The following is a 21,131-nucleotide window of genomic DNA, read 5'->3' on the forward strand; positions in this document are numbered from 1 at the left end:
CGGGGATGGCAGGTGCTTCTCTAAAATGAACACCTGCGAGGACCGAAGACCATGAAAGGCTCCACCTTCAACTACTCCATCTTGAAACGCTTGGCTCGACTCCTGTGCGAATTGGCGGTGCTGCTGGCTATTTATCTATTGGGCTGTCAATTGGCGCTCTGGTTGTCCTGGCCGATTCCCGGCGGGGTCATCGGCTTGGCGTTACTGTTGCTGGCTTTTGCCTTTGGATGGGTCAAACCGGCGGCCCTGCAATTGGGCGCCGGGGTGCTGATGGCCGAAATGCTGCTGTTCTTTATTCCGGCGCTGATGAGTCTGCTCGATTATGGCGTGCTACTGCGCGAGGACGGTTGGCGGATCCTGTTGGTGATTGGCATCAGCACACTAATGGTGATGCTGGTCACTGCATTTACCGTGGAACTGGTGTGTCGTTTGCGGATGCGTCATGAAGCTTGAGCTGATGCCAATGTTTTGGCTGGCCTTTACGCTGTTGGCTTATCTGTTCAGCCGCTGGCTCTACCGGCGCAGTGGCCGTTACCTGCTGTCGCCGTTGATTCTGGTACCCGCATTGCTTCTGGCGTTGGCCGTACCCCTGCATACCGCCTATGCCGAATACTCAAGCAATACTCACTGGTTGATGCTGGTTCTGGGGCCGGTGACGGTCGCTTTCGCGGTACCGATCTGGCAGCAACGGCAGTTGCTGATTCGTCACTGGTTGGCGCTGTTGCTCGGCATGCTGGCGGGCAGCATGGCGTCGATTGGCAGTTCATTTGGCCTGGCCAAAGTCCTGGCACTGGACAGCTCGGTGACGATGTCGCTGGTGCCGCGCTCAATCACCACGCCCTTTGCCATGCCGTTGGCCCATGAATTGGGGGGCGTGCCGGAATTGACTGCTGTCTTCGTGATGTTCACCGGAGTCTTTGGTGCCCTGCTTGGCGGGGTTTTACTGAAATGGCTGCCCCTGCGCAGCACCTTGGCCCGGGGGGCGCTGTTTGGCGTCGGCGCCCACGGTGCCGGGGTCAGTCGGGCCCATGAAGTGGGGGGGGAGGAAGGTTCGGTGGCGGGGTTGGTGATGGTCCTGACCGGGCTGTTGAATCTTTTTGCGGCGCCTTTATTGGCGTCTATGCTTTGAAACTAAGTTGAACATATTGATACCGGACTCAGGTCTGACTCGTTCGGCCAGTAAGCTGGCTGCCAATGCAACTACCGCAACTCGAGAGGCTGGCTAGACTGGTCGGACATTAGCAAAAACAAATAAAAAACCGAAATCTGCCGAGGTCCTTGCCGTGAGCGTAGTCCCCGTCCAATCGACACCGAATGTGAAAGGCCAGGTCAGTGCCGCCGAGTGGCAAGCCCGGGTAGATTTGGCCGCCTGCTATCGGTTGGTGGCACTGCATGGTTGGGACGATCTGGTGTTCACGCATATTTCGGCCAAGGTTCCGGGCACTGAAGATTTTCTGATCAATCCCTTTGGTTTGATGTTTCACGAAATCACCGCTTCGAGCCTGGTGAAGGTCGATCAGGCCGGCAACAAGCTGATGGACAGCCCCTACGAGATCAATCCCGCGGGTTACACCATCCATAGCGCTGTACACGAAGTGCGTCACGATGTGGTTTGTGTCCTGCACACCCACACCGCCGCCGGCGTCGCGGTTTCCGCGCAGAAGCAGGGCGTATTGCCGATCAGCCAGCAATCGCTGTTTGTGCTCTCAAGCCTGGCCTATCACGCCTATGAGGGCGTCGCGCTGAACCCTGAAGAGAAACCCCGGCTGCAGGCCGATCTGGGCGAGAACAGTTTTCTGATGCTGCACAACCACGGTCTGCTGACCTGTGGCGGCACCATCGCCGATACCTTCCTGATGATGTTTACCTTCCAGCGTGCCTGCGAAATCCAGGTGCTGGCACAGAGCGGCGCGGCGGAGCTGATCGTCATCGAGCCGCAGATTCTCGCAGGGGCCAAGGCGATGATCGCCGGGGTCACCAAAAGCGCCCAAGGCATGGGCGGCACACTGGCCTGGCCGGCGCTGCTGCGCAAACTCGACAAACAAGACCCGGGGTACAAACTCTAATGCCACTTGCCGAGATTCCTCTGTGCGCCTGGCGCAAACGCGGGCAGAGCTTTCTGTTTCGCGGCCAGACCATTCGCTATTGGACGGCGGGGCAGGGTGAACCGCTGTTGCTGATTCACGGTTTCCCGACGGCCAGTTGGGATTGGCATTATCTCTGGCAGCCGCTGACCCAGCGCTATCGGGTAATCGCCTGTGACATGCTCGGTTTCGGCGACTCGGCCAAACCGCTGGATCACCACTACAGCCTGCTGGAGCAGGCGGATTTGCAGCAGGCGCTGCTCAAGCATTTATCTATCGATCAACCGGTGCATGTGCTGGCTCATGATTACGGCGATAGCGTTGCCCAGGAACTGCTCGCCCGGCATTACGAAGCCAGCATCCATATCGCCAGCTGCGTGTTTCTCAACGGTGGCCTGTTTCCGGAAACCCATCGTCCGGTAATGATGCAAAAACTCTTGCTCAGCCCGTTGGGCTGGATGATCGGTCGGGCCTTCAGTCGTGAAGGGCTGGTCAGGAGTTTCAGCCAGATCTTCGGCCCTCTGACCCGGCCCAGCGAAAGTGCGGTGGATGACTTCTGGAGCCTGATCAAAAGTAACCAGGGGCCACGGATCCTGCACAAACTGATCGGTTATATCCCGGAGCGTCGTGTGCAGCGCGAGCGCTGGGTCGGCGCCATGCAGCGCGGCGAGGTGCCCCTGCGGGTCATCGATGGCGAAGTCGATCCGATTTCCGGCAGGCACATGGTCGAGCGTTATCGACAATTGATCCCCAATCCAGACACCGTACTGCTCGAGGAAATCGGCCATTATCCTCAAACCGAAGCTCCAGGGCTGGTACTCAAACACTATCTGGATTTCCGTGACCTGCTGGTCTCCAAACCTCGGAAAAGGGCCTGTTCCTGAAGGGCTTGTCCTGACAACCAGGCATTTGAACCTCGCTGACCCCAAAAGATCGCAGCCTGCGGCAGCTCCTACGCCGACCGAGTACGCCCGCGAATTTGCGGGTGGACACAAACCTTGTAGGAGCTGCCGCAGGCTGCGATCTTGGCGATACCAGCTGCACCGCAAGCCTGTGGGTAGCGGCGAGGATCTGGTACCAGACCTCAAAAGCACCCCCAATTATCCCTCTGCCTTATCGAGTACCATTCAGCACGCGCCGTGTTTATTGTGACCAGCCAGCGTGTGCCTGACACTCAATACATTGTCCATTTACCTGCTGGAGTTCTACATGAATGAGTCTGTGCGCTTCGAAGATAAAGTCGTGATCGTCACTGGTGCAGGCGGCGGTCTGGGACGGGCTCACGCGCTATTGTTCGCCCGGCATGGCGCCAAAGTGCTGGTCAACGATCTCGGCGGCTCCGCTCAGGGCGAAGGCGCCAACGCTTCTGCGGCAGACCGTGTGGTGGCAGAGATCCGCGAGGCCGGCGGTACCGCGCAGGCTAACCACGATTCGGTGACTGACGGCGACAAGATCGTCCAGAACGCCCTGGACGCTTTCGGTCGAGTGGATGTGGTGGTCAACAACGCCGGGATCCTGCGGGACAAAACCTTCCACAAAATGGACGACAGCGACTGGGACCTGGTTTACCGGGTACATGTCGAAGGCGCCTACAAAGTTACTCGCGCCGCCTGGCCACACATGCGTGAACAAAACTATGGCCGGGTTATCTTCACCGCGTCGACCTCGGGTATCTACGGCAACTTCGGGCAGTCCAACTACGGCATGGCCAAACTCGGCCTTTACGGCCTGACCCGCACCCTGGCCATCGAAGGCCGCAAGAACAACATCCTGGTCAATGCCATCGCCCCCACCGGCGGTACGCGCATGACCGAAGGCCTGATCCCGCCACAAGTCTTCGAACAGCTCAAACCGGAACTGGTCAGCCCGCTAGTGGTGTACCTGGCCAGCGAAAACTGCCAGGAAACCTCCGGACTGTTCGAAGTGGGCGGCGGCTGGATGGGCAAAGTCCGCTGGGAACGCAGCCTCGGCGCCGGGTTCGATCCACACACCGGTTTCTCGCCTGAAGACGTGGCGGCCCAATGGCAACACATCTGCGACTTCGAAGGCGCGGCGCATCCGCAGGACAACATTGAGGCGTTGAAGGAAATGATGGCGAATCTGCAGAAGTATTCGCTCTGAACCCGGGTTTTTAGTCAGTACCACCGAAGGCTGCCCGGATCCCACAGGATCTGTGGCAGCCGTATGAGTTCTTATGCCGGGAAATATTTGTGAACCAGCGCTGCAAGGTTCGCCGCGGTTTCAGTATCTAGCACACCGTCATATCTTGCCGGACGAAAGTGCAGCTGGAAGGCCCGAACCAAGCGCTGAAAGCCCGCCTCAGTGGTGGCGCCGGAAATGTCATAACCGTACTTCTTGAACTTGGCGAGTATGTCTTCCCGAGAGGGCAGGCCCTTGAGGCGGTAGTCCTGGAGAAAGGTATTTTGGCTGTTTTCGTCAAACCAGGCGCCGACACCTTTCAAATACAGTTGATGCCAGGGAAACATGGGCCCCGGATCACTCTTGCGGCCGGGAGCAATATCCGAATGGCCTACGACATTGACGGGGCTGATATCCGGGTAGCGTTTCAGAATATTCAGCGCCAACTGTTCAACCGCCGCAATCTGTTGTGGCTGATAAGGCGGAAAGGTGAACTGGCCATTGTTATCGGTTGCCAGGTTCACTATTTCAATGCCGATGGACGTGTCGTTCAGATTACTCCGATTACCCCAGGCACTGACGCCCGCATGCCAGGCGCGATCATTCTCATCCACCAGATTGAAAATCTCCTGTTCGCTGAATCCTGCCTGCAGGTAACTCGGGTCTGTGATATCGGGCACCAGATAGTGCGCGCTGACGCTGGGACCGGTCAGGGCGTTTTTTGAAGCAGAGAAGTTCGCAGCGGTGTAATGCATGACCAGGAAACGAACTCGGCTGTTAAAACCTTTAACGGAACGGTAGCGGGTGTAGTTGATGGGTTTCATGAAAAAGACTCGTGGCAAATGCTGATAGAGTGCATGTCAGGTCGGTTGATATGCATTGATGTGTATCTTTCTTCAGCTTAGTGGCCGCTTGAACGAGGGAGGGATGTTTGTTCTGTAGCCGATTTCCTTAATGATTGTCGGTTTTGAAACGATATTCTTTGGAGTGCTTACCAAGCCTTCTAAGTTTAAGCCGTTCACCATTTGCTTTGACTTCCGTTTCTTACGATTTGCCCCATAGTGTTCATTAAGTTGAGGCACGTCCCGATGCAGACGATCGTAGCCCACCGGTTTTTTGTTATTGGACCTCAAGACGAAGCTGTTCCGCCTGGCGCTTAGCCTCTGCCAGTTCCGCGAGACGCGCCAGCTCGGTAGCAATATGTTGCACCGCAGCTTGAGCCACAAGGCGAGCTTGCTCATTAGCCAGGCGTTGAGCTTCTGCCAATGCTGCAAACCGTGCCTGTGCGGCGGCGATGCGTTGAGCGTCTTCTTCTGCGGCAATACGAGCCTGCTCAGCGGCGACATGTCTGGATTTCGCATCTGCGGCCAGACGGCTCAGTTCGGCTGCGGTATCGCTATGGGGAATATCTTTCGACGCTGCCGCTATGGAGTGTATTCCAGGCGAAGCCTGCGCTGTAGTATTTGATACAGGAGATTCAAGTGGTGGTGGTTTTGACATATTCATTTCCCATGAACTTGTTTATGATTTTTTAGAGTGGATGTGCTTCATGCTTTGAAGTGATTGCATTGACGTGGGTAAGCGTTTTTTTTTGTGTGGGTTAACATCTTGAGGGAGAGTGCCGGCTGCATCCGTGTTTACAGTACATTGGATTTGAAGAAAGCGAATCTGAAAAGTCTGAAGGAAAATTCACTACTGATTGAGTGATATTTCAAAGATGAAGTGGTGATAGTGGGGATGGCTGCTCTATAAGATAGATATTTCTTATAGTGCTAAAGGGTGCGCTCTGTATGGGCTGTTTGTCGTAGTGACGAAAATTTTGTCAAGCCACCACAAAAAAAAGCCACTGCATAAGCAGTGGCTAAAGTAAGACGTTAGATCAGGAGCTATAAATCTACGTCAGTGAACTCAGGGGTGACGAACTGAAACACGCTTTCAATCGGTCTGAAATCTGTCGATCATCAAGTGGCGTGGTCACACTTGGAGAGTGGCGCTTTCTGCTGGTTTGCCGTGAAAGCCCGACAAGAATAAGCGCTTATTTCCAAAGGAAAAATAGCGATTCACGACATGGACCGTTACAGACTGAGTAACAGTCGGTCCCGTAGCAGCTGCCGAAAGCTGTGTCCGAGTGCCGAGCACTCGGAAAACCAGCCACTGAACGCTTTCAGGTACACCAGGCGGTTGTTATTGGCGACTGCTTCGCCCGAACGTGGACCGCGCCGAACGCAGCCTTCGGCAGCGGCTACGAAAGGTGTTGTGCCTTGCGCTATCCATTCCCCTGATAGCTTCCCATCCAGCCCGTCGATGCGTCGCCCAAAGCCTCGCGCTGTGCGGCCTGTCATCCTTTAGAGGTACACCGCGAATACCTCCTTGGTGCGCTTATCGCTGCCGGGTGCCGGCAGTAGGGTGTGGCCTTCTGTCACTCACCGGGGAAGACGCATGACAAAAACAACAATGCGCGCCATCTTCAGGCCGCAGGCGCTGGCCGCTGCGGTTACCTTGGGTTGCTGTGCCCAGGCGCAGGCTGTTTCATTCAACATCGGGGAAATCGAGGGGCAGTTCGACTCCTCGCTGTCGGTAGGCGCCAGTTGGGGACTGCGCGATGCTGACAAGGAACTGGTCGGCACTACCAATGGTGGCACCGGCCAGGCGTCGACCGGGGACGATGGGCGTTTGAATTTCAAGAAGGGCGAAACCTTCTCGAAAATCTTCAAAGGCCTGCACGACCTCGAACTCAAATATGGCGACACCGGTGTGTTTGTCCGCGGCAAGTATTGGTATGACTTCGAACTTCAGGATGAAGACCGCGAGTTCAAGCCCATCAGCAACCACAACCGCAAAGAAGGCGCCCAGTCTTCCGGCGCGCAGATTCTCGATGCCTTCGTCTATCACAACTATTCCATCGCCAATCTGCCCGGCACTGTGCGCGCCGGTAAACAGGTGGTCAGTTGGGGCGAAAGTACCTTCATCGGCAACTCGATCAACAGCATCAACCCGATCGACGTTTCCGCTTTCCGTCGCCCTGGCGCGGAAATCAAGGAAGGTCTGATTCCGGTCAACATGCTGTTCGCTTCCCAAGGCCTGACTGACCAACTGACGGTAGAAGGCTTCTACCAGCTGGAGTGGGACCAGACTGTCGTTGATAACTGCGGGACCTTTTTCGGTAACGATGTGGTTCAGGACGGTTGCGACTCCAACTACACCGTCGGCAGTCCGGCGATCGCGCCGTTGCAACCGCTGGCGGCGGCATTCGGGCAAGGCTTCGATGTCACTTCCGAGGGCGTTGTCGTGCCCCGCGGCGGCGACCGCGATGCCCGTGACTCCGGGCAATGGGGTACGGCGTTGCGCTGGTTGGGTGACGACACCGAGTACGGCCTGTACTTCATGAACTATCACAGCCGCACCCCGACGGTCGGTACCACGACTGCCGGGCTGTCGACACTGGCCAGCCTGCCGGGCATGGTCAGTATTGCCAACAGACTGGCACCGGGCAGTGGCTCGGGGCTGGCGCGAAGTGTGATGCTCGGGCGCGGTCAGTACTACCTCGAATACCCGGAAGACATTCGACTGTATGGCGCCAGCTTCTCCACCACCTTGCCCACCGGCACTGCCTGGACCGGAGAAATCAGCTATCGCCCCAACGCTCCGGTACAGCTCAACACCACCGACCTGACCCTGGCCCTGCTCAACCCGATTGCCGGTGGCGCGGCGTCGCCGATCCAGACCACAGCGGGGGCTGACAATAGCGGTTACCGGCGTAAGGAAATCACTCAGATCCAAAGCACCATGACGCAGTTTTTCGATCAAGTGCTGGGCGCTGATCGCCTGACCCTGGTCGGGGAGGCGGCGGTGGTGCACGTCGGTGGTCTGGAGCCGAGGAGCGAGTTGCGTTATGGCCGCGACTCGGTCTATGGCCAGTACGGTTTTGCCGGTGATACCCAGGGTTTTGTCACCTCTACCTCCTGGGGTTATCGCGCCCGGGCGATCCTCGATTACAACAACGCAATTGCCGGGATCAACCTCAAGCCCAACCTGTCCTGGTCCCATGACGTTAATGGCTACGGCCCCAACGGACTGTTCAACGAAGGCGCCAAGGCCGTCAGCCTCGGGGTCGACGCCGACTACCGCAATACCTATACCGCCAACCTCAGTTACACCGACTTTTTCGGTGGCGACTACAACACCCTGACTGACCGTGATTTCGTCGCCTTGAGCTTCGGCGTGAACTTCTGATATGGCTGAGAAGGACAACAACATGCGCAAAATGATTCTGCAATGCGGTGCCCTGGCCTTGAGCCTGTTGGCTGCCAACGTGATGGCCGCGGTCTCGCCCGAAGAGGCCGCCAAGCTGGGCACTACACTGACGCCAGTGGGGGCCGAGAAGGCCGGCAACGCCGACGGCTCGATTCCCGCGTGGACCGGCGGCATTCCAAAAAATGCCGGCGCGGTAGACAGCAAAGGCTTCCTGGCCGACCCGTTCGCCAGTGAAAAACCGCTGTTCACCATCACCGCTGCCACCGCCGACAAGTACAAGGACAAGCTCTCGGACGGCCAGCTGGCGATGTTCAAGCGCTACCCGGAAACCTACAAGATTCCGGTTTATCCAAGTCACCGTACCGTCGCGTTACCAGCTGATGTCTACGACGCGGCCAAGCGTAGCGCCCTTAATGTGAACTCGATCAACGAAGGTAACGGTCTGGTCAACTTCACGGGCAACCGTTACTACGCCTTCCCGATTCCGAAGGCTGGCGTCGAGGTGCTGTGGAACCACGTCACCCGTTATCGCGGGGGCAACCTCAAGCGCATCATCACCCAAGCGACACCGCAAACCAACGGCAGCTATACCTCCATCCGCTTCGAAGAAGAAGTCGCGGTGCCTGGGCAAATTCCCGATATGGACCCGGAAAAAGGCGCCAACGTGCTGCTCTATTTCAAGCAGTCGGTGACTTCACCGGCGCGCTTGGCGGGTAACGTGTTGCTGGTTCACGAGACTCTTGACCAGGTCAAGGAGCCGCGTCTGGCCTGGATCTATAACGCCGGTCAACGGCGGGTGCGTCGCGCGCCGCAAGTGGCCTACGACGGGCCGGGCACTGCTGCCGACGGCCTGCGCACTTCGGACAACTTCGACATGTTCTCCGGAGCGCCGGATCGTTATGACTGGAAGCTGATCGGCAAGAAGGAAATGTACATTCCGTACAACGCCTACAAGCTCGATTCGCCGAGCCTCAAGTACGACGACGTCATCAAGGCCGGGCACATCAACCAGGACCTGACCCGTTACGAGCTGCATCGGGTCTGGGAAGTGGTCGGTACCGTCAAGCCGGGCGAGCGGCACATCTACGCCAAGCGTCATATGTTCATCGACGAGGACAGCTGGCAGGTGGCGCTGGTGGACCACTACGACGGTCGTGGCCAGCTCTGGCGGGTAGCCGAAGGGCACCAGCAGTTCTACTACAATCACCAGGTGCCGGCTTATACCCTCGAAGCGCTCTACGACATTATTGCCGGTCGTTACATCGCCCTCGGCATGAAGAACGAAGAGAAGCACAGCTTCGAATTCGGCTTCGCGGCCAAGTCGGCGGATTACACGCCATCGGCGCTGCGTAGCGAGGGCGTTCGCTAGACCGCCACAGGCACCCTGCAGGCCCTGTTTATCGCTCGTACCGATTGGCACGAGTGAAGAACAGGGCCTTTTTTTGTTTGAATGTTAAGTTTGAATAGAGTTGTGTGAGTCGGTGGGAAGTTTCTTATACGTCTGTGAGTTGTTTTCTGGTTATTGCATAAGGTCGAAAGTTCATTCGTTATTTTTGTTGGAGGGGCTGAAATATCATTTAATCTTTTGCACAGAACTGAACGGGCAGTATCGCCAAGGTTGAATTACGCTTTGAATAGGCAGTGAGCCTGTCGCCTGATGTCGCGTTATCGCTGGGATAAGGCGCCGACAGGTTCGCAGGAGTAACAGAACGTGAATGCTAATAATCAAATACACCATAAACGCCATCTGCGCGGAAGTTGGATTGCCACGGTCATTAACCTCGACTGGCCCTCTACTGCTTCCCAAAAAATCGTTGACCAGACAGAGCGGGTGAGGGTTCAGAAGAGTGAGCTGATTGCCATGCTGGACGAGGCAGTCGACCTGCGGATGAATGCGCTGTTCTTTCAGGTCAAGCCCTGTTCGGATGCCTTCTATCGTTCCTCCATTTTGCCCTGGTCGTCGTACCTGACCGGAACACTTGGCAAGGACCCAGGCTTCGATCCGCTTCAGTTCGTGATCGACGAAGCCCACCGACGAAACCTTGAACTGCATGCCTGGTTCAACCCCTACCGGGTTTCGATGAACACCCGACAAAGCACCATCGATCAATTGACCAGCGTCTTGCCGGGGGCGCCCGTCAGTGTCTACGCTGCCCATCCACAATGGATCGGTGTCGCTTCCGATCGCTTTGTGCTCGACCCAGGGATTCCCGAAGCGCGAGCCTGGGTCGTCGAAGGCATAATGGAAGTGGCGCGCAATTACGATATCGATGGTATCCAATTCGATGACTATTTCTACAATGAGTCATCCAGTTCGAAACTCAACGATGACGCCACATTTGCCCTGCATGGGCAGAACTTTTCCAGTAAGGCAGATTGGCGTCGTAACAATACTTTTCAGTTGATTAGTGAATTGTCTCAGGCGTTGCGACAGTTCAATCCCGCTATCAAATTTGGTATCAGTCCAGCGGGAGTATGGCGTAATAAAAGTGATGATCCGCAAGGTTCCGATACCTCCGCCGGCATTCCAAATTTTGATGCGGCATTTGCCGATACACGCCGCTGGGTACATGAAGAGTTGATCGATTACATCGCCCCGCAAGTTTACTGGAGCTTTGGTTTGAAAGCGGCGCAGTTCGATATCGTAACCCGCTGGTGGGCCGATACCGTACAGGGGAAAAACGTGCATTTGTACATTGGCGAGGCGCTTTACAAAGTGGCTGTACCAAGTCAGAGGGAGCCGGAATGGACACAGGACAATGGCGTCTCGCAAATCAATAAGCAACTGGCCTGGAATATCGATATCCCGCAGATCCAGGGCAGCCTGCTGTTTCGTCACCTGTTCTTGCGTGCTCCAGCGGTTCTGCCTGCCATCGCCAGCCTCCGTGAAGAGGTGTGGAGGTCTGTGGCCCTGGTGCCGACCATGCCCTGGAAGGGAGGCTCTGCGCCAGCCCCGCCGGCCTGTGTTCAACAGATCGGAACGCTGGCCGGCACACAGGTCAAATGGCATGAGAGTGCCGCCAATCCGCCGGGCAAGACCTGCTATTACGCCCTCTACAGGTTCCCCAAAGGGCAGCCTGTGGATATCACGCGAGCGGAGTATCTGGTGGCAACATGCAGACGAGACGAATGCCTGCATGTCTGGACCGACCCGGTGCAGCACGACGGCGAGGTGACTTATGCGGTCACGGCGCTGGACCGAGGGCATTTCGAGAGTGCAGCTACGACTGCCGCCTGAGGCGTTTCGACAGTGGCAGGGGCCGGAGCCCGTGGGTCAACACGGGTCGGCTTTGTTATGGACGCCAATCAACACACTGAATACTTGTTCAATCCGCGTGGGCAAGAGGACTAGGGTGGCCGGATAAAACCAAGAAAAGGCATGCCGCAATGACCGCCATGACCGCACGTCTGGATCCTCCTGGGTTTGTGCCGCGCTTGCCCTCCCAGCATGTGTACCGTCCACGGTTGAGTAGTGCATTGCTGGCTTCGACAGCAAGGGTCAAGTTGCTCTGCGCGCCGGCCGGCAGTGGCAAAAGCGTGTTGCTCGGCGAATGCTTGTCGCAGGTTCCGGCGCAGTGCAAAGTCGGCTGGTTGCCGTTGGCGGGACAGCGGCAAACGAACGCGCAGTTCTGTGAGTTGTTGGCTCAGGTGCTGGGTCTGGTGTCGGCCGATGAGGCTTCCCTGCTCAATTATCTGAGTCGATTGCAGACCCCGACCTGGTTGTTTCTCGACGACTATTGCCGCGTGCCTGCCGCGGAACTGGACTCGCTGCTCGATCGGCTGCTGGCCGTCAGCAGTCCGGCATTGACCTGGTGGCTGAGCGGGCGCAGGCGTGCGCAATGCAACTGGCCGCGCCTGCTGCTCGATGACGAGTTGTACGAGTGCAACGCGGCGGACCTGGCCTTCGACGAGGCTGAAATCGAGCAGGTGCAGCAGGTATCGCCGCACAACCCGGGCGCCCAAACGGCTACGCGGATTTCCCAGCTCACCGGCGGCTGGTGTGTCGGGGTGCGGATCGCCCTGTTGGACACCGCGGGCGGAAAATTCACCCGTTCGGGGACTCTGCTCGACTATCTGGAGCATGAACTGTTCAGTGGTTTGTCGCCGGAACTGGCCGAGGCCTGGCGGGTGTTGGCCCATCTGCCGCGTTTCAACGCGAGCCTGTGCGAGCATCTGTTCGGCGCAGGCGAGGGCGCCCAGTGGCTGCGTTCGTTGCACGAGTCGGGGTGTTTCATAGAAGCCTGGGACGCTTCGGCGGATTGGCTGCAAGTCTTTCCACCGTTGGCGCGGCGCATACGCGCCGAAGAATGGCCGGGCGGGCGTTCCTGGCACCGTCGCGCCTGCCAGTGGTTTGTTACCCAGGAGGATTGGCAGGCCGCCTTCGAGCAGGCTTTGCTGGCCCATGAATATGAAGTGGCGGTCAGTTTGCTGCAGCACTTCAGCTTCGAGCACCTGTTCCAACAGCAGAACGTGGTGCTGCTGTTGCGTCTGCATGAGCAGCAAGGTGACGAACTGATGCTCGGTACTGCGCAACTGGTCGGGCTGATTACCGCCGCATTGCTCTTTGCCGGTCGCTTCGAACAGGCCGCCGCCTGCATCGATCAGATGGCGCGGTTCGCTCCACAGCCGTCTGCCACCTTGCAGAGGCAGTTGGTGGCGCGTTGGCAGGCTCAGCAAGGATGGTTGTTGCATCTGCTGGGCCGACACGCGCCTGCGCGGGCGCATTTTCTCGAGGCCCTGACCGAGCTTCCCGCGTCGGCATGGACTGCGCGCTTGCTGTGTCTGTCCGGGTTGACCCAGCAAGCGTTGCTCAACGGCGGGCTGGATGTGGCGCAGGCGACCAATCGCGAAGCGCTGTGCCTGGCGCGCGCGCAAGGTTCGTTGTTGCTCGAGGGTTTGCTGGAGCTGGATCACGCGCAACTGCTCGAGCAGCGTGGAGCTGTGCAGAGGGCGGAAAGTCTGCTGGCCACTGTTTATGAGCTGCTCGGCGAACAAGTCACCTGCGCCACGCCATTGCTCGGACGGATTGCCTTGCGCCGTGGGCGCCTGGCGTTGCGCCAGGGGCAGGACGCACAAGCCGCGCAGTTCTTTCAGTCAGGGCTGCAAGCGTGTGTGCACAGCCAGGACAAGCTCGCCTTGTACGGCTTTCTCGGCCAAGCGCTGTTGGCGGGCAATCAACGTGACTATGCCCAGGCCTTTGTGCGATTGCGCGATGCCGAACGGCTGATGCAACAGCGGCAAATCCCGGACACGGTTTACCGTGGCGTATTGCTGCAAGTCAGCAGTCAATTCTGGTTGCAGCAAGGTCGTCCGGAGCTGGCCCATGAAGCCTTGAGCCGGGTACTGCGGCATTACCGTGGGCCGCACGCGCGTCAGGCGCCTCCGGCGACCCTGGAGTTGATTCCGCGGGTTGAATACCTGCTGATACTGGCCAACGTCTATCGGCATCAGGCTGAATTCCCACTGCAGCAGCTCACGACTCTGCTAGAGGCCGCTCAACGTCAAGGCATGCTCGGTCTTGAGGCTGAATTACATTTAGCGCGGGGCGAAGTCGCTTATCTGTGCGGCGATCAGCGACTGGCCAGGCAGTGCATGGAGGCTGGGCTGAATCTGATCCGTCGCTGCAATCTGCAACAAGCCTTGTGCGAGCTGCGCTTGCGCCAGCCCAACGTGCTGCGTGACTTGGGGCTGGATGCGCAGGATTTCAACGCGGCGTCGCCGTCTGATGGCGAAAATCCCCTTAGCCAGCGTGAGTTGGAAGTCCTCAAGTTGATTGCCTTGGGTAACTCCAATCAGCAGATTTCCGAGCAACTATTTATCTCATTACATACAGTAAAAACCCATGCTCGGCGGATTCACAGTAAGTTAGGTGTGGAGCGCCGGACGCAGGCAGTGGCGAAGGCCAAGTTGTCGGGGCTGATACGATAATTGAAGTATTAATTTTAACGGGCTGGTGTGGGAAGTCTGCAGTGCTGATGCTCGGAAGCTACCATGCTGTAGCGGTGGGAAGTTTTTCGCCTGGCTGAATGAGTCAGGATTTTACGAATGCTCACATTTTAGGATGTGCATGTTTTTGGTGTTTTCGCTATATATGTAATCGCAGCCACAAAAATATCAATGTTGATGTCTGATGGGTTGTTCGACTATATTAACAAGGAGAGTTACGATGGACATGGAAGTAAAAAAAGAAGCATTGACGCTCGATCTGGTGCGTGCGAAGTTGAACTCAAGGCTTGCTAGCCGCGGGATTGATGTGGATAAAATGTTTATCACGCGTTCAGTCATTAATGACCAGGGCACACCGGTGGCAGAGTATTCTGAATCGCTCGCGAGTGGTTTCTATTTGCAGTTGCAGGACAACCAGGTTCCGGTATTTGGCTCACAGTTTAAACTGTACTCGGCACGTTACACAGTGGATGAGAGTTATCTCTTCTCTGACGTCACTCTTGAGGAGCTTAACCAGTATGGGATCGAAATAGCGCCCACGTTCCTTGACTAAAAAATTGGCCGAGTAAAGCATACGGTTTTGTCAAATTGAACGTGTACAAAACCGTTTGTTGTTTGCGTCAACTAGTTGGCTGATACCCCATCCGCCAACTCACTGCCCGGGTCGCCGCCAACAAGCGCTGTGCCGCCGGGCCATTTTCATCGGCATGGAACATTGAAGTCGGGCCAACTATCGTGAGCACCGCCGCCACGTTCCCAACCGCGTTGAACACCGGTGCCGACAAGGCGTCTACACCCGGCATCAGCAAGCCATGGACGTGATGCAGACCTCGGGCACGAATCTGTTCGCATACCTTCGCGTAAGCCTGGTCATCGGCCAATAGATGGTTATCGCTCGCCTTCAACTCCTGTTCACGCAACTCGACGGTTTCGCGGTTCGGCAGGAAAGCGCTGAACACCAAGCCGGTCGATGAGCTGAGCAATGGCAGCACCGATCCCAACTGAGTGACCACCGTCACCGCTCGCACAGCCGGCTCGATATGCACCACGGTCGCGCCCTGGTTACCCCATACGGCGAGGAAGCAGGTTTCGTTCAGCTCGTCGCGCAGCTCCGCCAACGGCAGGGCGGCGACCTTCAGCACGTCCATACTGGCCAAAGCGGCTAACCCCACACGCAAGGCTTCACGACCCAGGCCATAGTGGTTGGTGGCGGCATTTTGCTCGGCAAAACCACTGGCGATCAGCGCCTGCAAATAGCGGTGAACCTTGCTTGCCGGCATCTGCACGTGTTCAGCCAGGCGTGACAAAGAAGTCGAGGGTGACAGTTGCGCCAAGGCCTTGAGGATGTCGGTGCCGACCTCGGCCGAGCGGACTTTCTGTTTACCGTTGCTGTCGCTGGTGCTGCGCGGCTTTTCCATGGAGGCGGTGTGATCCCGAGACGAATGGGCGTCTTTATAACTTGACGGTCAATCCCAATCAAATTACGTTATGCGTAATTGGATTACGATAAAAATAATGCAGCGCGCCGAGGCTTCTTGTCGGAGATGCGGCTCACTGCTCACTCCATTTTCAGGAGGCTCCATGACCCTCGATTCCTCGACGCCAGCGCTGGCTTATCAGTCAGGCTTCGGTAATGAATTCAGCAGTGAAGCGCTGCCCGGCGCATTGCCCGTCGGCCAGAACTCGCCGCAAAAGGCGCCGTACGGTCTCTATACCGAACTGTTCTCCGGCACCGCCTTTACCATGGTCCGCAGCGAGGCGCGGCGGACCTGGATGTACCGCATACAGCCATCGGCCAACCACCCGGCCTTTGTGAAGCTCGATCGGCAGCTGGCCGGTGGCCCGCTGGGCGAGGTGACGCCTAATCGCCTGCGCTGGAACCCACTGGATATGCCTTGCGAGCCGACCGATTTCATCGACGGTCTGGTGAGCATGGCCGCCAACTCGGCGGCGCAAAAACCGGCCGGAATCAGCATCTATAACTACCGCGCCAACCGCTCCATGGAGCGAGTGTTCTTCAATGCCGACGGGGAGTTGCTGCTGGTGCCGGAACAGGGCCGTCTGCGCCTCGTCACTGAACTGGGCGTGCTGGAACTGGAGCCGCTGGAAATCGCTGTATTGCCTCGCGGTCTGAAATTTCGCGTCGAGTTGCTCGATGCCCAGGCTCGCGGCTACATCGCCGAGAACCATGGCGCGCCGCTGCGCCTGCCGGACCTGGGGCCGATTGGCAGCAATGGTCTGGCCAATCCGAGGGATTTCCTGACCCCGGTCGCGCATTACGAAGACCTGAAACAGCCGACCACCCTGGTGCAAAAGTTCCTCGGCGAACTCTGGGGTTGCGAGCTCGATCATTCGCCGCTGAACGTGGTCGCCTGGCACGGCAACAATGTGCCCTACAAATATGACCTGCGGCGTTTCAACACCATCGGCACGGTCAGTTTCGACCATCCCGATCCGTCGATCTTCACCGTCCTGACGTCGCCCACCAGCGTCCACGGCCTGGCTAACCTCGACTTCGTGATCTTCCCGCCACGCTGGATGGTGGCCGAGAACACCTTCCGTCCACCCTGGTTCCACCGCAATTTGATGAATGAGTTCATGGGTTTGATCCAGGGTAGCTACGACGCCAAGGCCGAAGGTTTCCTGCCGGGCGGCGCGTCCTTGCACAGCTGCATGAGCGCCCACGGACCGGATGGCGAAACCTGCACCAAGGCGATTGCCGCCGAGCTTTCACCGAGCAAGATCGACAACACCATGGCCTTCATGTTCGAGACCAGCCAAGTGCTGCGCCCGAGCCGTTTCGCCCTCGACTGCCCGCAGTTGCAGAATAACTATGATGCTTGCTGGGCCTCGTTGCCCGCTACTTTCAATCCGAACCGGAGATAACCGATGAATCAGCCAACCATTACTCGTAGCTGGGTTGCCTCCGCCAACGGCCACGCCGACTTCCCGCTGCAGAACCTGCCGCTGGGTGTATTCAGCATCAAGGGCGGCGCACCGCGCAGCGGCGTGGCTATCGGTGAGCATATCTTCGACCTGGAAGCTGCGCTGGATGCCGGTCTGTTTGACGGTGCCGCGCGCACGGCGGTCGAAGCCACCCGCGGCGGCCAACTGAATGCCTTCTTCGATCTGGGCCGCAGTGCCCGGGTCGCATTGCGCGAACGTCTGCTGGAGCTGTTCGCCGAAGGCAGTACCCTGCACGGCAAGATCGAAGCCCAAGGCGCGAAGTTGCTGCCACTGGCGGTGAGCTGCGAAATGCACCTGCCGGCGAAGATCAACGACTACACCGACTTTTACGTCGGCATCGAGCACGCGCAAAACGTCGGCAAGCTGTTTCGTCCCGACAACCCGCTGCTACCGAACTACAAATACGTACCGATCGGCTACCACGGCCGCGCTTCGACCATTCGTCCGTCGGGCACTGACGTGCGTCGGCCCAAAGGCCAGACCCTGCCGGCCGGCCAGGCCGAGCCGACCTTCGGCCCCTGCGCGCGCCTGGACTATGAGCTGGAACTGGGTATCTGGATCGGTCAGGGCAATGACATGGGCGACTCGATCGCCATTGGTGATGCCGCCGAACACATTGCCGGTTTTTGCTTGCTCAACGACTGGTCGGCGCGGGATATCCAGGCCTGGGAATATCAGCCGCTGGGGCCGTTCCTGTCGAAAAGCTTCATCACCAGCATCTCGCCGTGGGTAGTGACCGCCGAAGCGCTGGAGCCGTTCCGCCGTGCCCAGCCGGCTCGTCCGGAAGGCGATCCACAGCCGTTGCCGTACCTGTTCGATAAACGCGACCAGGCTGGCGGTGCCTTCGATATTGAACTGGAAGTGCTGCTGCTGACCGAGTCGATGCGCGAGCAGAACCTGCCGGCTCACCGTCTGACCTTGAGCAACACCAAACACATGTACTGGACCGTGGCGCAGATGGTAGCGCACCACAGCGTCAATGGCTGTCAGTTGCAAGCCGGCGATCTGTTTGGTTCGGGCACCCTGTCGGGGCCTGAGAATGGTCAGTTCGGCAGCCTGCTGGAAATCACCGAGGGCGGCAAAAAGCCGATCGAATTGGCCTCCGGCGAAGTGCGCAAATTCCTCGAAGACGGTGACGAAATCATCCTGCGTGCGCGCTGCAGCGCCGAGGGTGTTGCGTCCATCGGTTTCGGCGAATGCCGCGGCAAAATTCTCCCGGCCCGTTAAGAGGTTCGAGCCATGGAACTCTATACCTACTACCGCTCGACTTCGTCCTATCGGGTGCGTATCGCGCTGGCGCTCAAGGGCCTGGATTACCAGGCGCTGCCGATCAACCTGATCGCCCCCCAGGGCGGCGAACATCGGCAGTCGACGTACCTTGGCATCAATCCCCAGGGCCGTGTGCCGGCCTTGCGCACCGATGAAGGCGAGTTGCTGATCCAGTCACCGGCGATCATCGAGTACCTCGAAGAGCGTTATCCGCAGCTGCCGTTGCTGTCCAAAGACCTGACCACTCGCGCTCACGAGCGTGGGGTGGCGGGGTTGATCGGCTGCGACATTCATCCGCTGCACAATGTCAGCGTGCTCAACCTGCTGCGCCAATGGGGCCATGATGAAGTCCAGGTGGTGCAGTGGATCAGCCACTGGATCACCCAGGGGTTGGCGGCGGTCGAACACTTGATCGGCAACCAGGGTTATTGCTTCGGCGATGAGCCGGGACTGGCGGATGTCTACCTGATCCCGCAGTTGTATGCGGCCGAACGGTTCAACATCTCCCTTGAGAGTTACCCACGGATTCGCCGGGTGGCCGGGTTGGCGGCCCAGCATCCGGCGTTTCTCAAGGCGCATCCGGCACAGCAACCGGATACCCCCTGAAAGCTTTGCGGGCAAGTCCCAATGCCGTTTACAGGTATGAAATAAGATCAGGAGGCGCTGCCCCGAATCAGGCGCAGCCCCCATCCGGTAGGAATGGAGCCGTCTTCCAGTTTCAGATGTTCGATAGAAGTTTTGAAACGTCCCTTCAACCGGGCTTGTGCTGCGGACGTTAGCCGATCCACATCGTAGGTATCATTCAGTGATGCCCAAAGCTCGTCGAATTGCGGATGCCACTCGACATCCATATCTTCAAACTCAACGCAGGTAAAATCTGCACTCAGTAACTCGATCCATCCCTCCCGGGTACGGGTGCGTGGATCGCCCATTGGCAAATGCGCCAGCGCATCTTGCTGGGCGATAGCCCGAAAAGCATCCAGATACAACGTACCGACCTCTCCCAACAAGAAACCTCGTCCAACGATCACTGCCAGCTTCCCGTCATCGCGCAGAACACGGCGGATCTCAATCAGGACTTGTTCCAGGTCGTCCATCAGCATCAGGGCCAGATGCGAGAGAACAAAATCAATACTGCCCGTCGCCGTCGACAGTGCCTGGGCTCGTTCTTTCAGCAGGAGCACATGGTCAGGCAGCATCGAGCGCGCTACGTCCAGTTCGGCCTGGCTCATGTCCACGCCGATCAATCGCAATGCCGGTTGTTGCCGGTTGGCCAGCAATGCCAGCAAGTGTCCGTCCCCACAGGCTAGGTCCAGCACCGTCAGTGTTGGCCTGGAAGTGGGGATAACCGATGCCAGAATTGTGTATGAAGAAACTTGATTCGAGGTGCTCAGATGGGCAAATGCGGCGCTGGTAGTCCCAGGCCGGCGCTGGTGAAAATCCTGAAGAAATTGTTCAGCGGGGGAAAGAACATTCATGTCAGCTTCATCCATGAGGTGGACAAGCAGTGTACGGAAAAGCGCGAAGGGCGAGGAAACGGAGCTCAATGCACAATCGAATTCGGCGGCAAATGCCCCAGCCGCTCGGTCAGCCGTAACCGCTGGATAGGGTCTTCGCTGAGCAGCAACGCGTGCTCCAGGTCGAAGCGTTCGGCGTTCGGGCAGTCGAGGCGCTGGTAGAGGCTGGCGCGGGCCAGGTAGTCGGAGGCGCTGGCGTTGCCCAGTTCCAGCACGCGCTCGGCGTCGATCAACGCACCGAGGTTGTCGTCGTTGGCCAGGTGCAGTTGACGCAAGTTGCGCGACAGGCGCTGCAGCATTTGAACCGGCTCGGCGGTGAGCAAATGCTCGGCACTGAGCTTCATGTTCTGGCCATACTGGCGTTGCAGCAGATCGCGGCAGTCATTGGGGTACAAGCGCCGCCCGCCACAAGGGTCGAGCAAATGATCGGCACCCGGCACACGCAGCAGAAAATGCCCAGGGAAGTTAACCCCCACCAACGGGATTTCCAGGCGCCTGGCCAACTCCAGGGCGATCAACCCCAGCGCCAGTGGCTGTCCGCGTTTGCGTTCCAGTACTTTATTGACCAATGCGGCCTGGGGTCGTAGCGGGGTGGCGTCATCCTGGGCGAACCTCAGGTCATTCATCCGGCGCAACAAGGGCTGCCCGAGTTCGCTCACCGGCAGCAGGGGTAAACCGCAGCTGACCCGTTGTACCAGGTCTTTGAAGTTGTGCAGCAACGCCTCTGGCTCTACCGCCGGATCATGCTCGACAGCGATCCACACCGCCGCTTCAAAGAGCGCTGGCGGAGAGCGTTGCAGACAGTCGAAAAAAGCCTCGCGCGGGGTCATCGAAATCTCCGGTCAATGCCTCGTTTTAGCCCCGTCGCCGGCTTTCGTCCAGTGCTGTACACAACAGGTTGCAGGTTATGTCCTAAAGCTTGAAATCCGCTGCGGCTTATTCCTGTGCGTTTCTG

18 protein-coding genes are annotated in these 21,131 nt (G+C 58.0%); 13 read left to right on the forward strand and 5 right to left on the reverse strand.

Annotated features, from left to right (window positions below; all coding sequences use genetic code 11):
- The first annotated feature begins 51 nt into the window (after positions 1–51).
- The 5 genes from F8N85_RS23505 (at position 52) to F8N85_RS23525 (ending at position 4,205) form a co-directional block, all read left to right on the forward strand.
- The gene (locus F8N85_RS23505) at positions 52–453 is read left to right on the forward strand and encodes a CidA/LrgA family protein (protein ID WP_150805902.1); all 402 of its coding nucleotides are present in this window, start codon (positions 52–54) and stop codon (positions 451–453) included.
- The gene (locus tag F8N85_RS23510; RefSeq protein ID WP_150805903.1) at positions 443–1,129 is read left to right on the forward strand and encodes an LrgB family protein; all 687 of its coding nucleotides are present in this window, start codon (positions 443–445) and stop codon (positions 1,127–1,129) included. Before F8N85_RS23505 ends, F8N85_RS23510 begins: the two co-directional genes overlap by 11 nt.
- A 154-nt stretch (positions 1,130–1,283) precedes the next feature.
- Complete coding sequence (locus F8N85_RS23515) at positions 1,284–2,066, forward strand: class II aldolase/adducin family protein (RefSeq protein WP_150805904.1); 783 nt, start codon at positions 1,284–1,286, stop codon at positions 2,064–2,066.
- A complete protein-coding gene (locus F8N85_RS23520) occupies positions 2,066–2,968 on the forward strand; it encodes an alpha/beta fold hydrolase (protein ID WP_150805905.1) in 903 nt (300 codons plus the stop codon). The genes F8N85_RS23515 and F8N85_RS23520 overlap by 1 nt, the downstream gene beginning before the upstream one ends.
- Positions 2,969–3,293: 325 nt before the next feature.
- The gene (locus F8N85_RS23525) at positions 3,294–4,205 is read left to right on the forward strand and encodes an SDR family oxidoreductase (RefSeq protein WP_150805906.1); all 912 of its coding nucleotides are present in this window, start codon (positions 3,294–3,296) and stop codon (positions 4,203–4,205) included.
- A 71-nt stretch (positions 4,206–4,276) separates the two neighbouring features.
- On the opposite strand, the gene F8N85_RS23530 is transcribed toward F8N85_RS23525, so the two are convergent.
- Complete coding sequence (locus tag F8N85_RS23530; RefSeq protein WP_150805907.1) at positions 4,277–5,047, reverse strand: N-acetylmuramoyl-L-alanine amidase; 771 nt, start codon at positions 5,045–5,047, stop codon at positions 4,277–4,279.
- A 295-nt stretch (positions 5,048–5,342) separates the two neighbouring features.
- On the reverse strand, positions 5,343–5,729 hold the full coding sequence (locus tag F8N85_RS23535) for a hypothetical protein (protein ID WP_150805908.1): 387 nt from the start codon (positions 5,727–5,729) through the stop codon (positions 5,343–5,345).
- Positions 5,730–6,662: 933 nt separating this feature from the next.
- Between F8N85_RS23535 and F8N85_RS23540 the strand changes: the two genes are divergently transcribed.
- The 5 genes from F8N85_RS23540 to F8N85_RS23560 all read left to right on the forward strand — a co-directional run bounded on the left by F8N85_RS23540 (position 6,663) and on the right by F8N85_RS23560 (position 14,976).
- Positions 6,663–8,456: a DUF1302 domain-containing protein gene (locus tag F8N85_RS23540; RefSeq protein ID WP_150805909.1), complete on the forward strand. Its 1,794-nt coding sequence runs from the start codon at positions 6,663–6,665 to the stop codon at positions 8,454–8,456.
- 22 nt (positions 8,457–8,478) lie between these two features.
- On the forward strand, positions 8,479–9,846 hold the full coding sequence (locus tag F8N85_RS23545; protein WP_150805910.1) for a DUF1329 domain-containing protein: 1,368 nt from the start codon (positions 8,479–8,481) through the stop codon (positions 9,844–9,846).
- A 342-nt stretch (positions 9,847–10,188) separates the two neighbouring features.
- The gene (locus F8N85_RS23550; RefSeq protein ID WP_150805911.1) at positions 10,189–11,715 is read left to right on the forward strand and encodes a glycoside hydrolase family 10 protein; all 1,527 of its coding nucleotides are present in this window, start codon (positions 10,189–10,191) and stop codon (positions 11,713–11,715) included.
- Between the two features lie 149 nt (positions 11,716–11,864).
- Entirely contained in the window at positions 11,865–14,405 is a 2,541-nt protein-coding gene (locus F8N85_RS23555) for a LuxR C-terminal-related transcriptional regulator (protein ID WP_191636243.1), read from the forward strand.
- Positions 14,406–14,643: 238 nt separating this feature from the next.
- Positions 14,644–14,976 carry a hypothetical protein gene (locus F8N85_RS23560; protein WP_224795737.1) on the forward strand — a complete coding sequence of 111 codons (333 nt, stop codon included), beginning with the start codon at positions 14,644–14,646 and terminating at the stop codon, positions 14,974–14,976.
- 67 nt (positions 14,977–15,043) lie between these two features.
- Here F8N85_RS23560 and F8N85_RS23565 read toward each other — a convergent pair whose 3' ends face one another.
- A complete protein-coding gene (locus F8N85_RS23565; protein WP_150805912.1) occupies positions 15,044–15,841 on the reverse strand; it encodes an IclR family transcriptional regulator in 798 nt (265 codons plus the stop codon).
- Between the two features lie 163 nt (positions 15,842–16,004).
- Between F8N85_RS23565 and hmgA the strand changes: the two genes are divergently transcribed.
- Genes hmgA through maiA form a run of 3 tightly spaced genes read left to right on the forward strand, consistent with a single transcriptional unit; the run spans position 16,005 to position 19,265 of the window.
- Positions 16,005–17,309: a homogentisate 1,2-dioxygenase gene (hmgA, locus tag F8N85_RS23570; protein ID WP_150805913.1), complete on the forward strand. Its 1,305-nt coding sequence runs from the start codon at positions 16,005–16,007 to the stop codon at positions 17,307–17,309.
- Positions 17,310–17,312: 3 nt separating this feature from the next.
- Positions 17,313–18,617, forward strand: coding sequence for a fumarylacetoacetase (fahA, locus tag F8N85_RS23575; RefSeq protein WP_150805914.1), 1,305 nt, complete (start codon positions 17,313–17,315; stop codon positions 18,615–18,617).
- 12 nt (positions 18,618–18,629) lie between these two features.
- On the forward strand, positions 18,630–19,265 hold the full coding sequence (gene maiA / locus F8N85_RS23580) for a maleylacetoacetate isomerase (protein ID WP_150805915.1): 636 nt from the start codon (positions 18,630–18,632) through the stop codon (positions 19,263–19,265).
- 47 nt (positions 19,266–19,312) lie between these two features.
- Here the strand turns inward: maiA and F8N85_RS23585 are convergent, their stop codons facing one another.
- Together F8N85_RS23585 and F8N85_RS23590 are read right to left on the reverse strand one after the other, a co-directional pair.
- Positions 19,313–20,137, reverse strand: coding sequence for a class I SAM-dependent methyltransferase (locus F8N85_RS23585; protein WP_150805916.1), 825 nt, complete (start codon positions 20,135–20,137; stop codon positions 19,313–19,315).
- 65 nt (positions 20,138–20,202) lie between these two features.
- Positions 20,203–21,006, reverse strand: a complete 804-nt coding sequence (locus F8N85_RS23590) for a SirB1 family protein (RefSeq protein WP_150805917.1) — start codon at positions 21,004–21,006, stop codon at positions 20,203–20,205.
- Between the last annotated feature and the right edge of the window lie 125 nt (positions 21,007–21,131).

It is taken from the genome of Pseudomonas fluorescens (assembly GCF_902497875.1).
GTDB classification, from domain to species: Bacteria; Pseudomonadota; Gammaproteobacteria; order Pseudomonadales; family Pseudomonadaceae; genus Aquipseudomonas; species Aquipseudomonas fluorescens_BR.